Origin of the sequence: Mesorhizobium sp. M7A.F.Ce.TU.012.03.2.1, from assembly GCF_004006095.1 — a bacterium.
In the GTDB taxonomy this organism is placed as follows: domain Bacteria; phylum Pseudomonadota; class Alphaproteobacteria; order Rhizobiales; family Rhizobiaceae; genus Mesorhizobium.
Map to the genome: position 1 here is coordinate 5,004,440 of NZ_CP034779.1, position 16,253 is coordinate 5,020,692.

The 16,253-nt window shown below is 61.9% G+C and carries 20 protein-coding genes; 14 read left to right on the top strand and 6 right to left on the bottom strand.

Features of this window, described 5'->3' with window-relative positions; genetic code table 11:
• Positions 1 to 74 precede the first annotated feature (74 nt).
• From EJ079_RS24785 to EJ079_RS24835, 11 genes are all read left to right on the top strand, one after another.
• On the top strand, positions 75 to 509 hold the full coding sequence (locus EJ079_RS24785; RefSeq protein ID WP_245481727.1) for a hypothetical protein: 435 nt from the start codon (positions 75 to 77) through the stop codon (positions 507 to 509).
• Between the two features lie 114 nt (positions 510 to 623).
• Complete coding sequence (locus EJ079_RS24790) at positions 624 to 983, top strand: hypothetical protein (protein WP_127810418.1); 360 nt, start codon at positions 624 to 626, stop codon at positions 981 to 983.
• A gap of 225 nt (positions 984 to 1,208) precedes the next feature.
• Entirely contained in the window at positions 1,209 to 2,129 is a 921-nt protein-coding gene (locus EJ079_RS24795; RefSeq protein ID WP_127810419.1) for a DMT family transporter, read from the top strand.
• 55 nt (positions 2,130 to 2,184) lie between these two features.
• On the top strand, positions 2,185 to 2,811 hold the full coding sequence (gene mobA / locus EJ079_RS24800) for a molybdenum cofactor guanylyltransferase MobA (RefSeq protein WP_127810420.1): 627 nt from the start codon (positions 2,185 to 2,187) through the stop codon (positions 2,809 to 2,811).
• Entirely contained in the window at positions 2,808 to 3,317 is a 510-nt protein-coding gene (gene mobB, locus EJ079_RS24805; RefSeq protein WP_127810421.1) for a molybdopterin-guanine dinucleotide biosynthesis protein B, read from the top strand. The genes mobA and mobB overlap by 4 nt, the downstream gene beginning before the upstream one ends.
• A 157-nt stretch (positions 3,318 to 3,474) precedes the next feature.
• Entirely contained in the window at positions 3,475 to 4,260 is a 786-nt protein-coding gene (locus EJ079_RS24810) for an ABC transporter substrate-binding protein (protein WP_027036615.1), read from the top strand.
• A gap of 76 nt (positions 4,261 to 4,336) precedes the next feature.
• Positions 4,337 to 5,056 carry an ABC transporter permease gene (locus tag EJ079_RS24815; protein ID WP_127270845.1) on the top strand — a complete coding sequence of 240 codons (720 nt, stop codon included), beginning with the start codon at positions 4,337 to 4,339 and terminating at the stop codon, positions 5,054 to 5,056.
• Positions 5,053 to 5,874: an ABC transporter permease gene (locus EJ079_RS24820; RefSeq protein ID WP_127810422.1), complete on the top strand. Its 822-nt coding sequence runs from the start codon at positions 5,053 to 5,055 to the stop codon at positions 5,872 to 5,874. Before EJ079_RS24815 ends, EJ079_RS24820 begins: the two co-directional genes overlap by 4 nt.
• A gap of 108 nt (positions 5,875 to 5,982) precedes the next feature.
• Positions 5,983 to 6,852, top strand: coding sequence for an NAD(P)-dependent oxidoreductase (locus EJ079_RS24825; protein ID WP_127810423.1), 870 nt, complete (start codon positions 5,983 to 5,985; stop codon positions 6,850 to 6,852).
• Positions 6,853 to 6,861: 9 nt separating this feature from the next.
• Positions 6,862 to 7,566 (top strand): DNA alkylation repair protein, encoded by a 705-nt coding sequence (locus EJ079_RS24830; protein WP_127810424.1) that lies wholly within the window; start codon positions 6,862 to 6,864, stop codon positions 7,564 to 7,566.
• A 45-nt stretch (positions 7,567 to 7,611) separates the two neighbouring features.
• On the top strand, positions 7,612 to 8,268 hold the full coding sequence (locus EJ079_RS24835; RefSeq protein ID WP_245481728.1) for a DUF3299 domain-containing protein: 657 nt from the start codon (positions 7,612 to 7,614) through the stop codon (positions 8,266 to 8,268).
• A 20-nt stretch (positions 8,269 to 8,288) separates the two neighbouring features.
• On the opposite strand, the gene EJ079_RS24840 is transcribed toward EJ079_RS24835, so the two are convergent.
• The 4 genes from EJ079_RS24840 to EJ079_RS24855 all read right to left on the bottom strand — a co-directional run bounded on the left by EJ079_RS24840 (position 8,289) and on the right by EJ079_RS24855 (position 10,785).
• On the bottom strand, positions 8,289 to 8,780 hold the full coding sequence (locus EJ079_RS24840) for an Lrp/AsnC family transcriptional regulator (protein ID WP_006205209.1): 492 nt from the start codon (positions 8,778 to 8,780) through the stop codon (positions 8,289 to 8,291).
• Positions 8,781 to 8,889: 109 nt separating this feature from the next.
• The gene (locus EJ079_RS24845; protein ID WP_127810425.1) at positions 8,890 to 9,570 is read right to left on the bottom strand and encodes a uracil-DNA glycosylase family protein; all 681 of its coding nucleotides are present in this window, start codon (positions 9,568 to 9,570) and stop codon (positions 8,890 to 8,892) included.
• Positions 9,510 to 10,121, bottom strand: coding sequence for a glutathione S-transferase (locus tag EJ079_RS24850; protein ID WP_127810426.1), 612 nt, complete (start codon positions 10,119 to 10,121; stop codon positions 9,510 to 9,512). The genes EJ079_RS24845 and EJ079_RS24850 overlap by 61 nt, the downstream gene beginning before the upstream one ends.
• A gap of 43 nt (positions 10,122 to 10,164) precedes the next feature.
• Complete coding sequence (locus tag EJ079_RS24855) at positions 10,165 to 10,785, bottom strand: thermonuclease family protein (RefSeq protein ID WP_127810427.1); 621 nt, start codon at positions 10,783 to 10,785, stop codon at positions 10,165 to 10,167.
• 75 nt (positions 10,786 to 10,860) lie between these two features.
• Between EJ079_RS24855 and EJ079_RS24860 the strand changes: the two genes are divergently transcribed.
• Positions 10,861 to 12,381 carry a HAMP domain-containing sensor histidine kinase gene (locus EJ079_RS24860; RefSeq protein WP_127810428.1) on the top strand — a complete coding sequence of 507 codons (1,521 nt, stop codon included), beginning with the start codon at positions 10,861 to 10,863 and terminating at the stop codon, positions 12,379 to 12,381.
• Positions 12,382 to 12,393: 12 nt separating this feature from the next.
• On the opposite strand, the gene EJ079_RS24865 is transcribed toward EJ079_RS24860, so the two are convergent.
• The gene (locus EJ079_RS24865; protein WP_127397489.1) at positions 12,394 to 13,392 is read right to left on the bottom strand and encodes a nicotinate-nucleotide--dimethylbenzimidazole phosphoribosyltransferase; all 999 of its coding nucleotides are present in this window, start codon (positions 13,390 to 13,392) and stop codon (positions 12,394 to 12,396) included.
• Between the two features lie 197 nt (positions 13,393 to 13,589).
• Between EJ079_RS24865 and EJ079_RS24870 the strand changes: the two genes are divergently transcribed.
• The gene (locus EJ079_RS24870) at positions 13,590 to 13,823 is read left to right on the top strand and encodes a DUF1289 domain-containing protein (protein WP_027036625.1); all 234 of its coding nucleotides are present in this window, start codon (positions 13,590 to 13,592) and stop codon (positions 13,821 to 13,823) included.
• 7 nt (positions 13,824 to 13,830) lie between these two features.
• Positions 13,831 to 14,535, top strand: coding sequence for a TIGR02281 family clan AA aspartic protease (locus EJ079_RS24875; protein WP_127270820.1), 705 nt, complete (start codon positions 13,831 to 13,833; stop codon positions 14,533 to 14,535).
• Positions 14,536 to 14,545: 10 nt separating this feature from the next.
• Here EJ079_RS24875 and dusA read toward each other — a convergent pair whose 3' ends face one another.
• A complete protein-coding gene (gene dusA / locus EJ079_RS24880) occupies positions 14,546 to 15,544 on the bottom strand; it encodes a tRNA dihydrouridine(20/20a) synthase DusA (RefSeq protein WP_127810429.1) in 999 nt (332 codons plus the stop codon).
• Positions 15,545 to 16,253: the final 709 nt, after the last annotated feature.

Below are 16,253 nucleotides of genomic sequence, written 5' to 3' on the forward strand. Positions count from 1 at the left end.
TCATGCAAGATCGCTTCGGATCATGACTCGAGGCGAGCATGCGGCTGCACTCTTCATTCCTGGCGATTGCGACAATGGCAGCAAGCAGTGCGGTCGCCGCGCCGTTCACTTATGTGAACGAGCGCTTCGGCACCGTCTGCACCTTTCCCGACGAGATCTTCACCGATCGCCAGCCGGAGCCCGATAATGGCGACGGACAGCAATGGCTGAGCGCCGATGGCGCCAGCCTGATCTGCTCCGGCATCCTCAACATAGACAACGATACGCCGAAGGGCTTTGTGGCGGCCGAGAAGGCCAGCGATGAAGCCGGCTACAAGGTGACCTATGGCAAGGCCGGCAGCGATTGGGCGGTGCTGTCGGGCGTTAAGGATGGAAAGATGTTTTACGAGCGACGTCTGTTTGGGAGAGACGGTATCATCCGCACGGTCTGGGTCGACTACCCTCCGGCCCTGAAGTCGAAATACGACCCGCTGGTCGGCGCCATTGCCGGCAGTCTCAAGGGGCCATGAAAGTTTCGGACCCCAGAAAAAGTCTTGTTCGCGAACCGCAGCCGGATTTACGGCTAGCTTGTTCCAGCCTAGCCTTCCCTGGAAGCGGATCTTTGCTCACAGGGGGAATACACCATGCGCAGACTCGTTCTTTCTCTCGCCTTGCTTGGTCTCGCGGCCGTGCCCGCTGCGGCGCAGTCGATCGGCGGCACTTATACGGTCGCCGGCACCAACTTCGACGGCTCTGCCTATGGCGGCGAGGCAACCATCACGCTGACCAGCGGGACGACCTGCGCGATCCATTGGGAAACCGGTGGCTCATCTTCCGACGGCATCTGCATGCGCAACGATGATGCCTTCTCGGCCGGCTATGTCATGGGCAAGGATATCGGCCTCGTCGTCTACAAGATGACGGACGACGGCTCGTTGCATGGTCTGTGGACCATCGCCGGCAAGGAAGGCAATGGCACCGAGGTGCTGACGCCGAAGAAGTAAGTTCTGCCGCCATTGCAGGTGATCTTCTGAGCCACAAACAAGGCTGTGGCCCAGCCCTTTGCTGTTGCTGTTTCACGCCCGGCTGTTACAGGCTTGCTGCCTAAAGCGCGTCGCGTTTGAACGGATTCAGGCGACGCGCTTTAGGTCTTTGTTTCTTATGCGTGTCGTTTCCCCAAAACCGAGGTCACTTTTGGGCGACATGCATTAGCAGAACCGGTAGCCGTCTTGCCCCTGTCACCAAATATTCGCGGCGCGTTGTTCATGATGGTGGCGATGGCCGGCTTCTGCCTCAACGATGCCATCACCAAATACTCGTCACAATCGATGAACATGGCGCAGGTCATGTTGATCCGTGGGGCTTTCGCTTCGCTTTTCGTCGGCTTGCTCGCCTGGCAGCGCGGCGCACTCGCCCGCCCGGGCTCGATGCTGCAGCCTCTGGTGGCCCTGCGCGTGATCAGCGAGGCCGGTGCCACGGTGAGTTTCCTCGTCGCCCTCGCCCATTTGCCGATCGCCGATGTTTCGGCGGTGCTGCAGGCGCTGCCACTGGCGGTGACGATGGGGGCCGCACTCGTCTTTGGCGAAGCTGTCGGCTGGCGGCGCTGGCTGGCCATCGCCATCGGATTTGCCGGCGTGCTGATTATCGTGCGGCCTGGCTTCGAAGGGTTCAGCATCTACTCGCTGGCGGCGCTGGCCAGCGTCGCCTGTTGTGCGGTGCGTGATCTCGCCACCAAGCGGATCCCCAAGGCCATTCCGACATTGCTGGTGTCGACGGCAACCGCGCTTGCCATGACCATCGTCGGTGCGGCGCTGTTGCCGGCAATGGGCGGCTGGACGACGATGACGAGGGACAGCACAGCCCTGCTGGCCTTGGCCGCGGTGCTGGTGGTGATCGGCTACCAGTTCATCATCATGGCGATGCGGGCGGGCGACATCTCCTTCATCGCGCCGTTCCGCTATACGGCCCTGATCTGGTCGATCCTGCTTGGCCTGTTCATCTTTGCCGATATCCCCGATCCGCCGATGATCGTCGGCGCCACCATCATCATCGGCTCCGGCCTCTATGCGCTCTACCGCGAGCGTGTGGTCGGCCGGCGAAAGATCGTCGCCGAAAGCACGGGGCCGACAATGGTGCCTGACGGAATCTAGCCAGATCATTGAAGGTTCTTGTGATTTCCGACGGCTGGCGTACAGGCTTCGTGGCATGAAGCGAGACATTGCGGGGATCATCCTGGCCGGTGGCCAGTCGAGACGGATGGGCGGTGGCGACAAGAGCCTGTTGCCGCTTGGCGATGGCTGCCTGCTTGACCAGGTCGTGTCGCGCTTCACCCCGCAAATAGAATCGCTGGCGCTCAGCGCCAATGGCGCCCCTGCGCGATTCCTGCGCTTTGGACTGCCGGTGCTTGCCGACAGCGTGCCCGGCTTTGCCGGGCCGCTCGCTGGAATCCTGACCGGCCTCGAATGGGCCGCGGCCAATACGTCTTGCAAGGCGATCGTCAGCGCTGCCGGCGACACGCCTTTCCTGCCGTTGGACCTTGTCGAGCGTCTGGCAGCGGCCGCCGATCGAAGTCCCGATTCGATTGCCGTTGCCCGCTCGGCCGGCAAGCGGCACCCGACCTTCGCGCTCTGGCCGATCGGCTGCCGCGACGCCTTGCGGCACTTTCTGGTCGACGAGGATAACAGGCGGGTTTCGGCTTTCATCGACCGGCACGGTTTTGTCGAGGTGGAATTCCCGGTTCTGCAATCGGCGGGGGTCGACCCTTTCTTCAACATCAACGAACCGGACGATCTTGTGTCTGCCGAGCGTCTGTTGCAGAGCATCAAGCCATGAACAGACGCGTCTTCGGCATCACCGGCTGGAAGAATTCCGGCAAGACGACTTTGACCGAAAGGCTGGTCACCGAACTTGTCCGGCGCGGCTGGAAGGTGTCGACGGTGAAACACGCCCATCATGATTTCGACATCGACAAACCGGGTGCCGACAGTTTTCGCCACCGGCAGGCCGGCGCCACCGAAGTCGCGATCGTCTCCGGCGTTCGCTGGGCACTGATGCACGAGCTGCGCGGCGAGGATGAGCCGACATTGGAGACTGTCCTGTCGCGGCTTGCCCCTTGCGACCTGGTGCTGGTCGAGGGCTACAAGCGCGAAGCCCACGACAAGATCGAAACCCGCCGGCTGGATGCGAAGGACCGCACGCCGCTTTCAGCGGAGGATCCCAACATCGTCGCTGTCGCCGCCGATTTTGCGATTGAAGGCGCGCAGCTGCCGGTATTCGATCTCGACGATGCAAAATCGATAGCCGACTTCATCGAGCGTACCACCGGGCTCGTTGCTTGAGCGCTGACGCAACGGCAGAATAGCCTTGCCCATTTTTACGGTTTTGCAGTTGCTTTTTTCTTGGAAAGAGTGGGAGTATCGCGCCAGCGGGCGGTCAAAAGCACCGCCCCACAGAGCCGTTCGGAACGACGGCCGGGACCATAAAGAGAGGACCATCATGCGTATTTCACTGCGTATCGCGCTTGCCGCATCGGCCGCGCTGCTGACGCTCGGCGTCGCCCAGGCCCAGGAAAAGACCCTGAGGATCGGCACCGAAGGCGCCTACCCACCCTTCAACAACCTTACCGCCGATGGCCAGCTCGTAGGCTTCGACATCGACATCGCCAAGGCGCTTTGTGATGAGATGAAGGTCAAGTGCACCTTCGTCGCCCAGGATTGGGACGGCATCATTCCCGCCCTTCAGGCCGGCAAGTTCGACGCCATCGTCGCCTCGATGTCGATCACGCCGGAGCGGATGGAAAAGGTCGATTTCTCGCACAAATACTACAACACGCCGTCGGCGCTCGCCGTGCCGAAGGACAGCACGCTGAAAGGCGTGACCAAGGAAGACCTCGCCGGCAAGACCATCGGCGTCGCCACCACCACGACGCATTTCAACTATGCCTCGAAGACCTACACCGACAGCACCGTGAAGGGCTATCCGAGCAGCCCCGAGGAGCAGGCAGATCTTGCCAATGGTCGTCTCGACGCCATCGAGGACGATATCGTCGTGCTGCAGCAGTTTCTGGATTCGCCTGATGGCGCCTGCTGCAAGATCCTCGGCCAGCCGTCGCCGCAGCCGGTCGAGATCTTCGGGCCTGGCGCCGGCATTGCCGTGCGCAAGGGCGAAACCGACCTGGTCAACAAGCTCAACTCGGCCATCGACGCCATTCGCGCCAATGGAAAATACAAGGAAATCAACGACAAGTACTTCAAGTTCGACGTCTACGGCGCCGAGTCCTGATAAAGGTCAAGACGGCGGGAATTTCCCCGCCGTCTTTCTATTCATCTCAGGAATGCCGTGGAGATAAGACCGGTCGATGCCAGCCCAGAGCATATGGACACTTCTCAGTTGGGGACCCGAAGGCTGGCTTGACGATATTGCCTATGGCGCACTGATCACCATTGCGCTTGCGCTTGCCACGCTGCCCATCGGATTGACGATCGGCTTTTTCATCGCCCTCGCCAAGCAGTCCGAAGAACCCTCGCTGCGCCTTGCCGCCAACATCTACACCACGGTCTTTCGCGGCCTGCCGGAACTGGTGACGCTTTTCCTGTTCTTCTTCGGCATGCCGATCCTGCTGCAGCATCTCGTCAGGTATTTCCGGCCGGACACCACCATCGACGTCAACAGCTTCGTCGCCGGCATGATCGTGCTTGCGCTGATCTTCTCGTCCTATGCCAGCGAGGTTTTTCTTTCCGCCTTCCGCGCCATTCCCAAAGGCCAGTATGAAGGCGGCTATGCCATTGGTCTTTCGAACTGGCTGACCATGCGCAAGGTGATCGTGCCGCAGCTGCTGCGCATCGCGTTCCCCGGCCTGGAGAACTGCTGGCTCAGCCTGCTCAAGGACACATCGCTGGTGTCGGTCGTCGGCCTGGCCGAGACGCTGCGTAACGCCAGCATTGCCGCCCGCGTCACCAAGCATGCTTTCCTGTTCTTCGGTGTCGCCTCGCTGGTGTTTCTTGGCCTGGCCGTCCTGTCGTCCTTCGCCACCAGCGCTATTCTGCGCTCGCTTGGCCGGCAGGAGGCGCAGCGATGAGCGCCACGGCCACAATGGTCGAACGTCCGCCGCCACGGGCGCGCGGCTGGCCGCGCAGGCGTATCGCCGGTTACGCGCTGGTCTGCCTATGGATTTTGTTCGGCATTGGCATCGTCAGCTATCTCTTCCTTGCCTGGAATCCCGCTTTCTTCGCCAAATATGCGCCCGCCTATTTGAGCGGGCTTGGGGTTACGCTCGCGCTGGTTTCCATATCGATGGTGCTCGGCGCGATTCTGTCGGTGCCCGTCGCTTATGGGCGCATGTCCAAGAACCGGATCCTGTCCGGCCTCGCCTATTGCTACGTCTATTTCTTCCGCGGCACGCCGCTGCTGGTGCAGACTTATCTCGTCTATTACGGATTGGGCTCGTTCAGGGTCGAGCTCCAGTCGATCGGCCTCTGGGACTTTTTCAAGGACGCGTTCAATTGCGGCGTCTTTGCCTTTGCGCTCAACACCGCCGCCTATCAGGCCGAGATTCTGCGCGGCGCCATCGAGAGCGTGCCAAGAGGGCAATGGGAAGGGGCGGCATCGCTTGGCCTGCACAAACTGCAGACCTTGCGCAAGATCATCCTGCCGCAAGCCTTGATCGTCGCCTTGCGGCCCTATGGCAACGAACTGATCCTGATGGTCAAGGCTTCCGCCATCGTCGCCATCATCACGGTCTATGATCTGATGGGCAATGCCAAGCTCGCCTTCGCCAACTCGTTCGACATCCAGGCCTATATCTGGGTCGCGCTCGTCTATCTGGTGATGGTCGAGATATTGCGTCATGGAGTCGAATGGATCGAGCGCCGGATCACCGTTCACCTGAAACGCTGACTATTTTCAAATTCAGCTGCACCAGTCGATCCTGCCCTGCGCATCTTGACGAATTGCGCGCAGAGCCTAGACGTCTCGCAGCAAATTCCGTTTCTGAAGGGCAAGCTCATGGCATCTGTTGCATTTCTCGGTCTTGGCGTGATGGGCTATCCGATGGCCGGGCACTTGAAGAACAAGGGCGGCCATGACGTCACCGTCTACAACCGCACCAAGGCCAAGGCCGAGCAATGGGTTGGCCGGCATGGCGGTAGCCTTGCGGCGACGCCAGCACAGGCCGCCGAAGGCAAGGATTTTGTCTTCTCCTGTGTCGGCAATGACGACGATTTGCGTTCGGTGACGACCGGTCCGGAAGGCGCCTTCAAATCGATGACGAAGGGTTCGGTCTTCATCGACAACACCACGGCCTCGGCCGAGGTCGCTCGCGAGCTGGCGGCGGCGGCGCAAGTCGGTGGTTTTTCGTTTCTCGACGCGCCGGTCTCGGGCGGCCAGGCCGGCGCCGAGAACGGCGTGCTGACCGTCATGGTCGGCGGCGAGCAGGACGCTTTCGACAGAGCGAAGCCTGTCATCGACGCTTTTGCCCGCATGGTCGGCTTGATGGGGTCGGCCGGTGCCGGCCAGCTCACCAAGATGATCAACCAGATCACCATCGCCGGTCTCGTCCAGGGCCTGGCCGAAGGCATCCATTTTGGCAAGAAGGCCGGGCTCGACATCGAGAAGGTGATCGAGGTGATTTCCAAGGGCGCCGCGGGCTCCTGGCAGATGGAGAACCGCCACAAGACGATGAACGCCGGCAAATATGATTTCGGCTTCGCCGTCGACTGGATGCGCAAGGATCTCGGCATCTGCCTGGCCGAGGCCGATCGCAATGGCGCCAGACTGCCGGTCACCGCACTCGTCGACCAGTTCTACAAGGATGTGCAGGCGATGGGTGGCAAGCGCTGGGACACGTCCTCGCTGCTCGCCCGTCTCGAGAAATAGGTTTCTGCGGTGGCAGAGCTTTCGCCTCAGTCAAGTGTCGCGGAAATCGTCGCCCATCTGCGCGCTATCGGATCGGAGGAGAACCGCCTCGGCATGTTGCGCTACGGCATCAAGATCGACCGTGCACTTGGTATCACGCACGGCATGCAGCGGCAGATCGCCAGGAAGATCAAACGCAACCACGAGCGCGCCTTCGAGCTATGGGACACCGGCATCATGGAGGCGCAGTTCATCGCTTCCGTCACGGCTGACCCGAAACGGTTTTCTGCTGAAGATGCAAGACGATGGGCGGCTAGTTTCGACTCCTGGGATATCGTCGACGGCGTCTCCGACCTCTTTGTCGACACGGACGCCTGGAAAGAACTGATCCCCGAGTTCGCGGCCGACAAGCGGGAGTTCGTTCGGCGCACGGCCTTCGCCATGATGGCCTGGTCCGTCGTCCACCGGAAGAAGGAGCCAGGGGCGACCTTCCTCTCCTTCCTGCCGATCATCGAAACGCATGCGAACGACAGCCGCAATTTCGTGAAGAAGGCCGTGAACTGGGCGCTTCGGTCGATCGGCAAACGATCGATGGACATGCACGGCGCTGCCCTTGCTGCCGCCGAACGGCTGGCGCAGTCGGCTGACAAGACGGCGCGCTGGATCGGCAAGGACGCCCTAAGGGAGTTGACCAATGCAAAGACGCTCGCGCGGATCGCCGCCAGGAAAGGCTGACGGCGCGGGATTCCGCTTTCCGGCATGTCTGGATCTCGTCGCCTTATGGTGCGGCTGCCGACATGTGATGCGGCGGGAGCGTTGACGTCATTGGCAGCGGCGTCTTTACTCCAGATTCAAAGGAAGCGGCCAATGAGCAATCCTCTAAAGTCAACCCTGGCGCTCGCTGCCTCTTTGTTTGTGTCCGCGGCCACCGATGCCTCGGCCGAGACCGCGCACATATTCTGGAAGGATCTGCGTCCGGCTACGCAATCCGCCGCCGAAAACGTCGGGCTGCCGATGATCGCGGAAAAATTGCCCGACCATGGCGAGACGCTGTCCCTCAACCTGCAGGACAAAAGCATTCAGCTAGCCGGCTACGCATTGCCGGTCGATCGCGATGGCGATCTCGTCTATCAGTTCCTGCTGGTGCCCTGGACGGGTGCGTGCAGCCACATGCCGACGCCCCCGCCCAACCAGATTGTCTTGGTCACGCCGGCCCGTCCCTACAAAATGTCCGAGGCGTATCAGCCTGTCGCGGTCACCGGCGCGCTGAAGCCGGACATGGAGAAGAGCCAGCTGTTCATCCTCGACGGCGTCAGCGTCATCCAGTCTGGCTACAGCGTCCGCAAGGCAGATGTGGTCGCTGTCGGCAGCGTGCCGGACACCGTCACCCTGCCGGTCAATTCTCCCTGGAGTTTCCTCAACAAAAAGAAGAACTAAGCAGGACAACCTGCTGCAGTTCAGGCGGCGTTGGCACCCGATTCCTTGTCCAGCACCATGTAGTCGAGCGGGATTTCGGTCGTGTACTTGATCTGCTCCATGGCGAAGGATGATGAAACGTCACGGATTTCGATCTTGGCGATCAGCCGCTTGTAGAAGGCGTCATAGGCCGCGATGTCGGGCACCACGACGCGCAGGAGATAGTCGACGTCGCCGCTCATGCGGTAGAACTCGACCACCTCGGGAAACTCCTGGATGACTTCCGAGAAACGCCGCAGCCATTCATGGCTATGCGAATTGGTGCGGATCGACACGAAGACGGTGACGCGCACATTGACCTTTTCATGGTCGAGAATGGCAACGCGCCGCTTGATGACGCCCTCCTCCTCGAGCTTCTGGATGCGCCTCCAGCAAGGCGTCGTCGACAGCCCGACTTTCTTGGCGACGTCGGCGACCGCGAGTGTCGCGTCCTCCTGCAAGAGGCGGAGGATTTTTCTATCGAGGCGATCCATATTTTGCTCCCCAGGGGAATAGATTGGCTATACTCCCCCTTATTTCGACCTTTCACAAGAAAGAAATTCTGCCAATTGACGGAAAAGCGAGTGATTTCTTGCTGAAAGATCATCTGAGGCGATAGCGGATTTCCGAACGCAGAAAAGGCAGCAAATCCATTTCAAACCATGGATTCTTCTTCAGCCAGCCGGTGTTGCGCCACGAGGGATGCGGCAGCGGCAGCACTTTGGGACCGACGGAATTCTCCCAGATGGAGCGCCAGTCCATGACCGTTTCCGTCAGTGAGGGCCGGCGCGCCGCACCCATGTGCCAGGACTGCGCATAGATGCCGATCGTCAGCACGAGATCGATCCGTGGCATCGAGGCCATCAATGGCGCGCGCCAGGCCGGCGCGCATTCGCGCCTCGGCGGCAGGTCTCCCCCCTTGGCATCCTGGCCGGGAAAGCAGAAACCCATCGGCACGATGGCGAATTTTTCGATGTCGTAGAATTCGTCGCTCGTCACGCCAAGCCAACTGCGCAAGCGATCGCCGGAGGCGTCGGTGAACGGCATGCCCGACAGATGCACCTTGGTCCCCGGCGCCTGGCTGGCGATCAGGATACGGGCGCTGGACGATGGGCGCAGCACAGGTCGCGGCTCATGCGGCAACGGCTTACCGGCCGGATTTTCCACGCAGATGCGACAGGCGCGGACCTTGGCGACGAGGTTTTCGAGTTCGGCAGTCATTCTCAGGCTGATGCGCTCGGCCGGCTGGAGACGGCCTGATGCCAGCGCAACACATTCGCGCAATCATCCGGCACCTTGATGCGTGCCGGCTTCATGAAGTCCACAGCGATCAGGCCGGTGATGTCGGCGATCGAATAGCTGTCACCGGCGATGAACTCCCGGCTGCCCAGTTCTCCATCCAGCAGCCTAAGGAACGCCACGGCCTTCGGCTTGTTGGCCTCGCCCCATTCCGAGACCTGCGGGATTTCCCATTCCTTCATGGCCGGATGGGTGTGCCGGAAGGCCTGCGTGACGCAGCTGAGCAAATTGAATTCCATCCGCCTCTGCCACATCTCGACCTGCGCCCTGCCGAGTGCGCCACGCCCGAACAGGGCCGGTTCGGGATGCAGTTCCTCGAAATAACGGCAGATGGCGACGGATTCCGTGATGACGGTGCCGTCGTCGAGTTCCAGCACCGGCAGGCGCTGCAAGGGATTGCGCGAGCTGACCGCCTGTTGCCTGTGTTCCAGCGCCCCCATGTCGATGGGCACCTGTGGAACTTCGATGCCTTTCTCGGCCAGGAAAACGCGGACCCGCCTTGGGTTGGGCGCCCGGCCACCGTCGAAGAGTTTCATTCCATCCTCCTGTTCGTTCTCGGTTCGGCTTTCAGGACGCGCATCACCAGAAGCGAAAAATCTCGCGCACGGCATCGCCGATCGACGCCAGTGTGCCGTGCTTCTTCTCGACGACTTCGCCGTGATGGCTGTCTCGCCAATCCTGCGGCTGATCGAACGTTCCCGCCCAGATGCCGGCCTTTCCCGCCCGGGCGACGGCCTCCTCGCTCTCGAAGTCGCCATAGGCAACCGCCCAGCCCGCCTCGACCTGCGCGCGGTTGAGATCCTTGCCGCCGGCGGTGCAGTCGCCGAGCAGCCGGCCATAACGATCACGCTGCCAGCCGGTACAGGAGACGGGCTTGCCGGCGATCAGGCGAACCAGCGACTGGCGCGCAAGCGTGCCGCAGGAATAGTCAGTACCGTTCTTGCGGCAGGTCTGCGTATATTCCGGAGCATCGATGCCGCGCATGCGGATACGCTCAGTGCCTAGCGTGATCGAATCGCCGTCGTTGATGATTGCCAGGCCCTGTGTCTTGCGTGTCTCCACCCGGTCGAGGCGGGCCGCCAGCAGGATCAGCAGTCCGAGGATGATGACGGCAAGCCCGTAATCCACCAGCCGGCGCCACAGGCTTCTGGGGCGCGCAACGTATCTCCGGCGCGGTCTTGGCGACCATGAGCGGCTCATATGGCAAACGGTTGGTTAATCATTCGAACGTAGCTTAACACTTGGAAACCGCTGCTCGCATAAATTGAAGTTTTGATGCCCTTGCAACGCTCGAACACAGCGGACAAGTTCATTGTGGACCGCAGGAAACCTCATCGCAACAGCGATGTGGCGCGCGCGGTGCGCAAGACGCGTGACCGTCTTGCGCAGCAGGCCGGCAATCCCGATTTCGATCGTGAACTGCTGAAGCTCCATGCCCGCGCGATAACCAGCGGCGCCATCGCCATCCCGCTTCTTGTTCTGGCGATCGCGGCGGCCGGCCGGCTGGCCGGAATCGGCAACGAGATCGGGCTCTGGGCGCTGTTCACCCTGACCTGCTACACTATCGTTGCCTTCATGGCGCGGCGCATCGAGCGCACCGAAGCTTCGGAGCTCAACCCTTCGCAAGCAGGACGGGAATTCCTGATCGGCCATTTCCTGTGCGGTCTCGGCTGGGCATGGTTCGTGTGGCTTGGCTGCAGCGTCTGCGAGGTCGATCCGTTCCACATCGTCAAGGCCGTGGTGCTGTTGTTCGCCATGGCGGCGACCGCGGTGATGACCTCGTCTCTGCGCGGGGCGCTGTTGGCGACCTTTGCCGTTCCCGTGGCGCTCTACGCTTATGCCGGCGCCAAGCTATGGATGCCGGTCGAGGCGATCATGGCCGCGCTGCTGGTCGTTTCGCTGCCGTTCTTCGCCTATGTGGCCCGTCATCTCAACCACTCGTCCCTGATGATGTTGTCGTTCCGCTCCGAAAAGGATGCGCTGATCGCTGAGCTGGAGACGGCGAAATCGATGTCGGACGAGGCGCGGCGGCGGGCCGAGGACGCCAATCTGGCAAAATCGAGGTTCCTCGCTTCGATGAGCCACGAATTGCGCACGCCGCTCAACGCCATTCTCGGTTTTTCCGAGGTGATGTCGAACGAGGTGCTGGGACCGATGAGCAATCCCACCTATCGCGACTACGCCCATGACGTGCACGAATCCGGTCAGCATCTGCTCGATCTGATCAACGAGATCCTCGACCTGTCGCGCATCGAGGCCGGCCGGTACCAGCTCAACGAAGAACCGGTGATGCTGCTTGGTATCGTTGAGGACTGCTGTCACATGATGGAGTTGAGGGCGCGCAACAAGGATATCCGGGTCGTCCAGGATTTCGAGCACGAACTGCCGCGCCTTTTCGCTGATGAGCGTGCGGTGCGACAGATCACGCTCAACCTTCTGTCGAATGCGATAAAATTCACCGCTACCGGCGGTGAAATCCGTGTCCGCGTTGGTTGGACGGCGGGCGGCGGACAATACATTTCAATCAAGGACAACGGACCGGGCATACCGGAAGACGAGATCCCGATCGTGCTTTCCGCCTTCGGCCAGGGCTCCATTGCCATCAAGAGCGCCGAGCAAGGCACCGGGCTTGGCCTGCCGATCGTGCAAGGGCTGCTCGCCATGCATGGCGGCGAGTTCGAACTTCATTCCAAGCTGCGCGAAGGGACCGAGGCGATCGCGATCTTCCCGCTCAGCCGGGTGATGGAGGAACTGCCGGCACTGCCGACTGCGGCGGTGGCGGCTCGACGACGGTAATCCGGCAAGACTCTAGCCACGTACCGCAGCTGCCATGCCCGAACTGGTCAGCGCGGCGGCCTTGACCAGCCCCGCAGCAAGGGCGGCCCCTGCCCCTTCGCCATGGCTGATACCCAAATCAAGCAACGGGCGCAGCCCTAGCCGTTGGGCGGCGCGTGCATGCGCGGGTTCCGGCGACAGGCTGGCCAGAAGGCAATGCTCGAGCGCTGTGGGATTGACGCCATGCAGTACCGCTGCGGCTGCCGTCGCCGCCAATCCGTCGAGCAGCACCGGGATCTTCTGCATCCGCGCGGCAAGGATGGCGCCGGCGATCGCCGCGAATTCACGGCCACCGACCCGGCGCAGCGCCTCGAGCGGGTCGCCGAGATGGCCGCCATGAAAAGCCAGCGCCGCATCGACCACGTCGGCTTTGCGTGCCTGCATCGCCGCATCGGCGCCCGACCCCGGGCCGACCCAATCGGCGCCCCTGCCCCCGAACAGTGCCGCAAACAGGGCGGCGGCGACGGTCGAGTTGCCGACGCCGAGATCGCCGAGACACAAAAGGTCAGTGCCGCCGGCGATCGCTTCCATGCCGAAGGCCATGGTGGCGGCACAGCCACGCTCGTCCAGCGCGGCCTCTTCGGTGATGTCGGCGGTCGGGATGTGCAGGGCAAGATCGAAAACCTTCAGCCCGAGATCGTAGGCAATGCAGATCTGGTTGATCGCGGCACCTCCCGCGGCGCAAAGTTCGACCGCGTTGGCGGTCGCCGCGACCGGCCGTGGCGAAATGCCATGGCGCGTGACGCCGTGATTGCCGGCAAAGACCGCCATCAGCGGTCTTGTCACCGCGGGCGGAGCCCGTCCGCTCCAGCCGGCCAACCAGGCGGCGATGTCCTCGATGCGGCCAAGCGAATTGCCTGGTTTATCGGCCTTGGCAAACAGCGTGCGCACGCGGGTCTCGGCTGCCGTGTCGGCCGCCGGCAGGTTGGCCAACAGGTTGCGAAAATCGTCGAAAGGCAGTGCGCTGGTCATCTTGTTATCGATCATTCCCTGGAGTTGGTGAGCGGCATAGCCGCCTTGCGGGGTTGGCACAACCTCCGGGATGATGGGCCTGCATTTGCCGCAAAGCCGGCCCCGAAGGGCGCAATCGCGAGGGCTTGCATTGGCTTTGCCATTGCACCATGTGGAGGTGGAACAAGGGATTCCGGATGGAAGCCCAAGAGAAAGTCATGACGGCCATCGAATCCCCGTGCATCCTGGTCTGTTCGATCGACATGAAAACCGGCTTCTGTTTCGGTTGCGGTCGCACGCGCGAGGAAATCGGCGCCTGGATCGGGATGACGACGGAAACGCGCCGCAGCGTCATGGCGCAATTGCCGGCCCGGCTGGAGACGGTCGAACGCCGGCCGCGCCGGGAAACTCGCCGCACCCGTATGGCGCGCGAACGCGACGCGCTATCGTGAGGTGCGGATGAGCCGGTTGTTCTGGATTTTGATGGCCGCGATCGGGGTGGGAGCAGTCCTGCTCATGCTCAATGATTCCGCCGGCAGCACGCTCGGCGTCGAGAACAACGATTTCAGCCGGCTGATCTGGCTCGGTGCCTTTGGCGCCCTTATCGGCGCCGGCCTGCTTCGCTCGGGCCGACCCCTGGGCGCCATGGCCCGCAATCTCGGCGCCTGGGCGGCGATCGCACTCGCGCTGATCGCCGGCTACCAGTATCGCTATGAGTTGCAGGATGTCGCCAGCCGGGTGACCGCGGGCCTTGTTCCCGGCAGCCCGCTTGCGCTTGGCGTCGAGGACGGCCACGCCACGGTGACGCTCGACAAGGCGGACAACGGCCATTTCGAAGCGCGCATCCTGATCAATGGGAACCCGGTCCGGGCCGTGGTGGATACCGGCGCAACCAGCACCGTGCTGACGTCGCAGGATGCGCAGGCCGCCGGATTCAATCCAGCGGCGCTCAACTACACCATACCGGTTTCGACCGCCAACGGCATGGCACGCGCCGCGGCCGTGAAAACCGATCAGATTGCGATCGGCGGCATCATGCGCAGGGATATGTCGGTGATGATCGCCGCACCCGGCATGCTCAGCCAGAGCCTGCTCGGCATGAACTTCATCGGTTCATTGTCGGGTTTTGACGTGCGCGGCGACCGCATGATCCTCAGGGATTGATCCCCGAAGCTCAAGCCGCTTCGGCTGCTGCGCCACCGAACTCGACGGCCGCGTAAGCCGTCTTCAGCACGTCCGGGCCGGCCCCGGGTTTTGTCGCGTCCGTGGACAGGATCTGCCGGTAGCGGCGCGCACCGGGCAGGCCATGGAACAGTCCGACCATATGGCGGGTGACATGGCCAAGCCGCCCACCCTGCTCGATATGGCGTGCCGCATAGTCCGCCATCGCATCGATCAGCGCGGCGAAATCGAACGGCTCGGACTGGACGCCGTAGAAAGCGGCATCGACGCCGGCCAGAATGCCGGGCGTGTGGTAGGCGGCGCGGCCAAGCATCGCGCCATCGACATGACCGAGATGCTTCTGCGCCTCTTCAATCGACTGAATTCCACCATTTAGACCTATGAATTTGTTATTCTTTTTTGCCTTCAGTCGATAGACTCTGCTGTAATCGAGCGGCGGGATGTCTCGGTTTTCCTTGGGACTCAGCCCTTCCAGCCACGCCTTGCGTGCATGCACCCACAACGCGTCGGCGCCGGCATCGAAAACCCCATCCGCCAGCGCATCCAGGGCCGGCTCCGGATCCTGCTCGTCGACGCCGATACGGCATTTAACGGTCACGGGGATCTTCACCGCCGCTTTCATCGCCGCGATGCAGCCGGCGACGAGGTCCGGCACTTTCATCAGGCAGGCACCGAACGTGCCCGACTGGACGCGGTCTGACGGACAGCCGACATTGAGGTTGATCTCGTCATAGCCAAAGGCCTCGCCAATGCGGGCAGCCTCGGCGAGCTTTTCACGATCCGAGCCGCCGAGCTGCAGCGCGACCGGATGTTCCACCGCATCGAAGCCGATCAGCCGCTCGCGCGCGCCATGGATGACCGCGTCGGCCACCACCATCTCGGTGTAAAGCAGCGCATGGCTTGTCAGCTGGCGGTGGAAGAACCGGCAATGCCGGTCCGTCCAGTCCATCATCGGGGCCACGGCCACTTTATGATCTTGATTTTTCAGCATTTTTTCTTTAACATCAAATCGTTCGAACCTGCCGAGTGCACACGATTTTACGCCAGCATACGACCCTTTTTCGCCACGCTCTCAGTGCACACGGAGCGCACACGAAAAAAAGGCCACCTACACAAAGCTCTCGTCCGGGTCCTGGCGTGTCCAGGTCCGTCGCAAAGGTCGCTACGTCAGCGAGACTTTTCTGCGCCGAGACGACGCCAGGCGCTGGGCAACCGAAACCTAGCGCCAAGTCGATCGCGGTGAGACACCGGCAAAGTCTCGAACAGCGCGCCTGAAAACCTTCGGCGAACTCATCGACCTTCATATCGACGACATGTGCGATGTAGGCAAGTCCCCTCGCCGCTCCAAGGCCGCGGCCCTCGCTTTGCTCCAAAGACATCTCGGCAAGTGCAACATCGCGGCTCTCGATCGCGAGCGGCTCATTCGTTTCGGCCGTGACCGGGCTGCCCAAGGTGCTGGACCGATGACGCTAGGCATCGATATCGGTTTTGTAAAACTCATTCTGGCTCATGCCGCTGCGGTGCACGGCCTGCCCGTCAAGGTCGAACCGGTTGATCTCGCGCGGATGGCCTGAAGAGGCTTGGCCTCGTTGGCAAAGGCAACCAGCGGGATAGGCGGCCGACAAATTGCAGAGCGCTGAAGGCGAGCATGCACGAGATCTATGGGCCGCGAAGGCTCGGCAGGCGTTCGATGCTGAACG

What these genes read in the sequence shown, in the direction of transcription:
- EJ079_RS24785 (WP_245481727.1), top strand. Translation starts at nt 75, where the DNA reads ATGGCAGCAAGCAGTGCGGTCGCCGCGCCGTTCACTTATGTGAACGAG.
- EJ079_RS24790 (WP_127810418.1), top strand. Translation starts at nt 624, where the DNA reads ATGCGCAGACTCGTTCTTTCTCTCGCCTTGCTTGGTCTCGCGGCCGTG.
- mobA (WP_127810420.1), top strand. Translation starts at nt 2,185, where the DNA reads ATGAAGCGAGACATTGCGGGGATCATCCTGGCCGGTGGCCAGTCGAGA.
- mobB (WP_127810421.1), top strand. Translation starts at nt 2,808, where the DNA reads ATGAACAGACGCGTCTTCGGCATCACCGGCTGGAAGAATTCCGGCAAG.
- EJ079_RS24810 (WP_027036615.1), top strand. Translation starts at nt 3,475, where the DNA reads ATGCGTATTTCACTGCGTATCGCGCTTGCCGCATCGGCCGCGCTGCTG.
- EJ079_RS24815 (WP_127270845.1), top strand. Translation starts at nt 4,337, where the DNA reads ATGCCAGCCCAGAGCATATGGACACTTCTCAGTTGGGGACCCGAAGGC.
- EJ079_RS24820 (WP_127810422.1), top strand. Translation starts at nt 5,053, where the DNA reads ATGAGCGCCACGGCCACAATGGTCGAACGTCCGCCGCCACGGGCGCGC.
- EJ079_RS24825 (WP_127810423.1), top strand. Translation starts at nt 5,983, where the DNA reads ATGGCATCTGTTGCATTTCTCGGTCTTGGCGTGATGGGCTATCCGATG.
- EJ079_RS24835 (WP_245481728.1), top strand. Translation starts at nt 7,612, where the DNA reads ATGGTGCGGCTGCCGACATGTGATGCGGCGGGAGCGTTGACGTCATTG.
- EJ079_RS24840 (WP_006205209.1), bottom strand. Translation starts at nt 8,780, where the DNA reads ATGGATCGCCTCGATAGAAAAATCCTCCGCCTCTTGCAGGAGGACGCG.
- EJ079_RS24850 (WP_127810426.1), bottom strand. Translation starts at nt 10,121, where the DNA reads ATGAAACTCTTCGACGGTGGCCGGGCGCCCAACCCAAGGCGGGTCCGC.
- EJ079_RS24855 (WP_127810427.1), bottom strand. Translation starts at nt 10,785, where the DNA reads ATGAGCCGCTCATGGTCGCCAAGACCGCGCCGGAGATACGTTGCGCGC.
- EJ079_RS24860 (WP_127810428.1), top strand. Translation starts at nt 10,861, where the DNA reads ATGCCCTTGCAACGCTCGAACACAGCGGACAAGTTCATTGTGGACCGC.
- EJ079_RS24865 (WP_127397489.1), bottom strand. Translation starts at nt 13,392, where the DNA reads ATGACCAGCGCACTGCCTTTCGACGATTTTCGCAACCTGTTGGCCAAC.
- EJ079_RS24870 (WP_027036625.1), top strand. Translation starts at nt 13,590, where the DNA reads ATGACGGCCATCGAATCCCCGTGCATCCTGGTCTGTTCGATCGACATG.
- EJ079_RS24875 (WP_127270820.1), top strand. Translation starts at nt 13,831, where the DNA reads ATGAGCCGGTTGTTCTGGATTTTGATGGCCGCGATCGGGGTGGGAGCA.
- dusA (WP_127810429.1), bottom strand. Translation starts at nt 15,544, where the DNA reads ATGCTGAAAAATCAAGATCATAAAGTGGCCGTGGCCCCGATGATGGAC.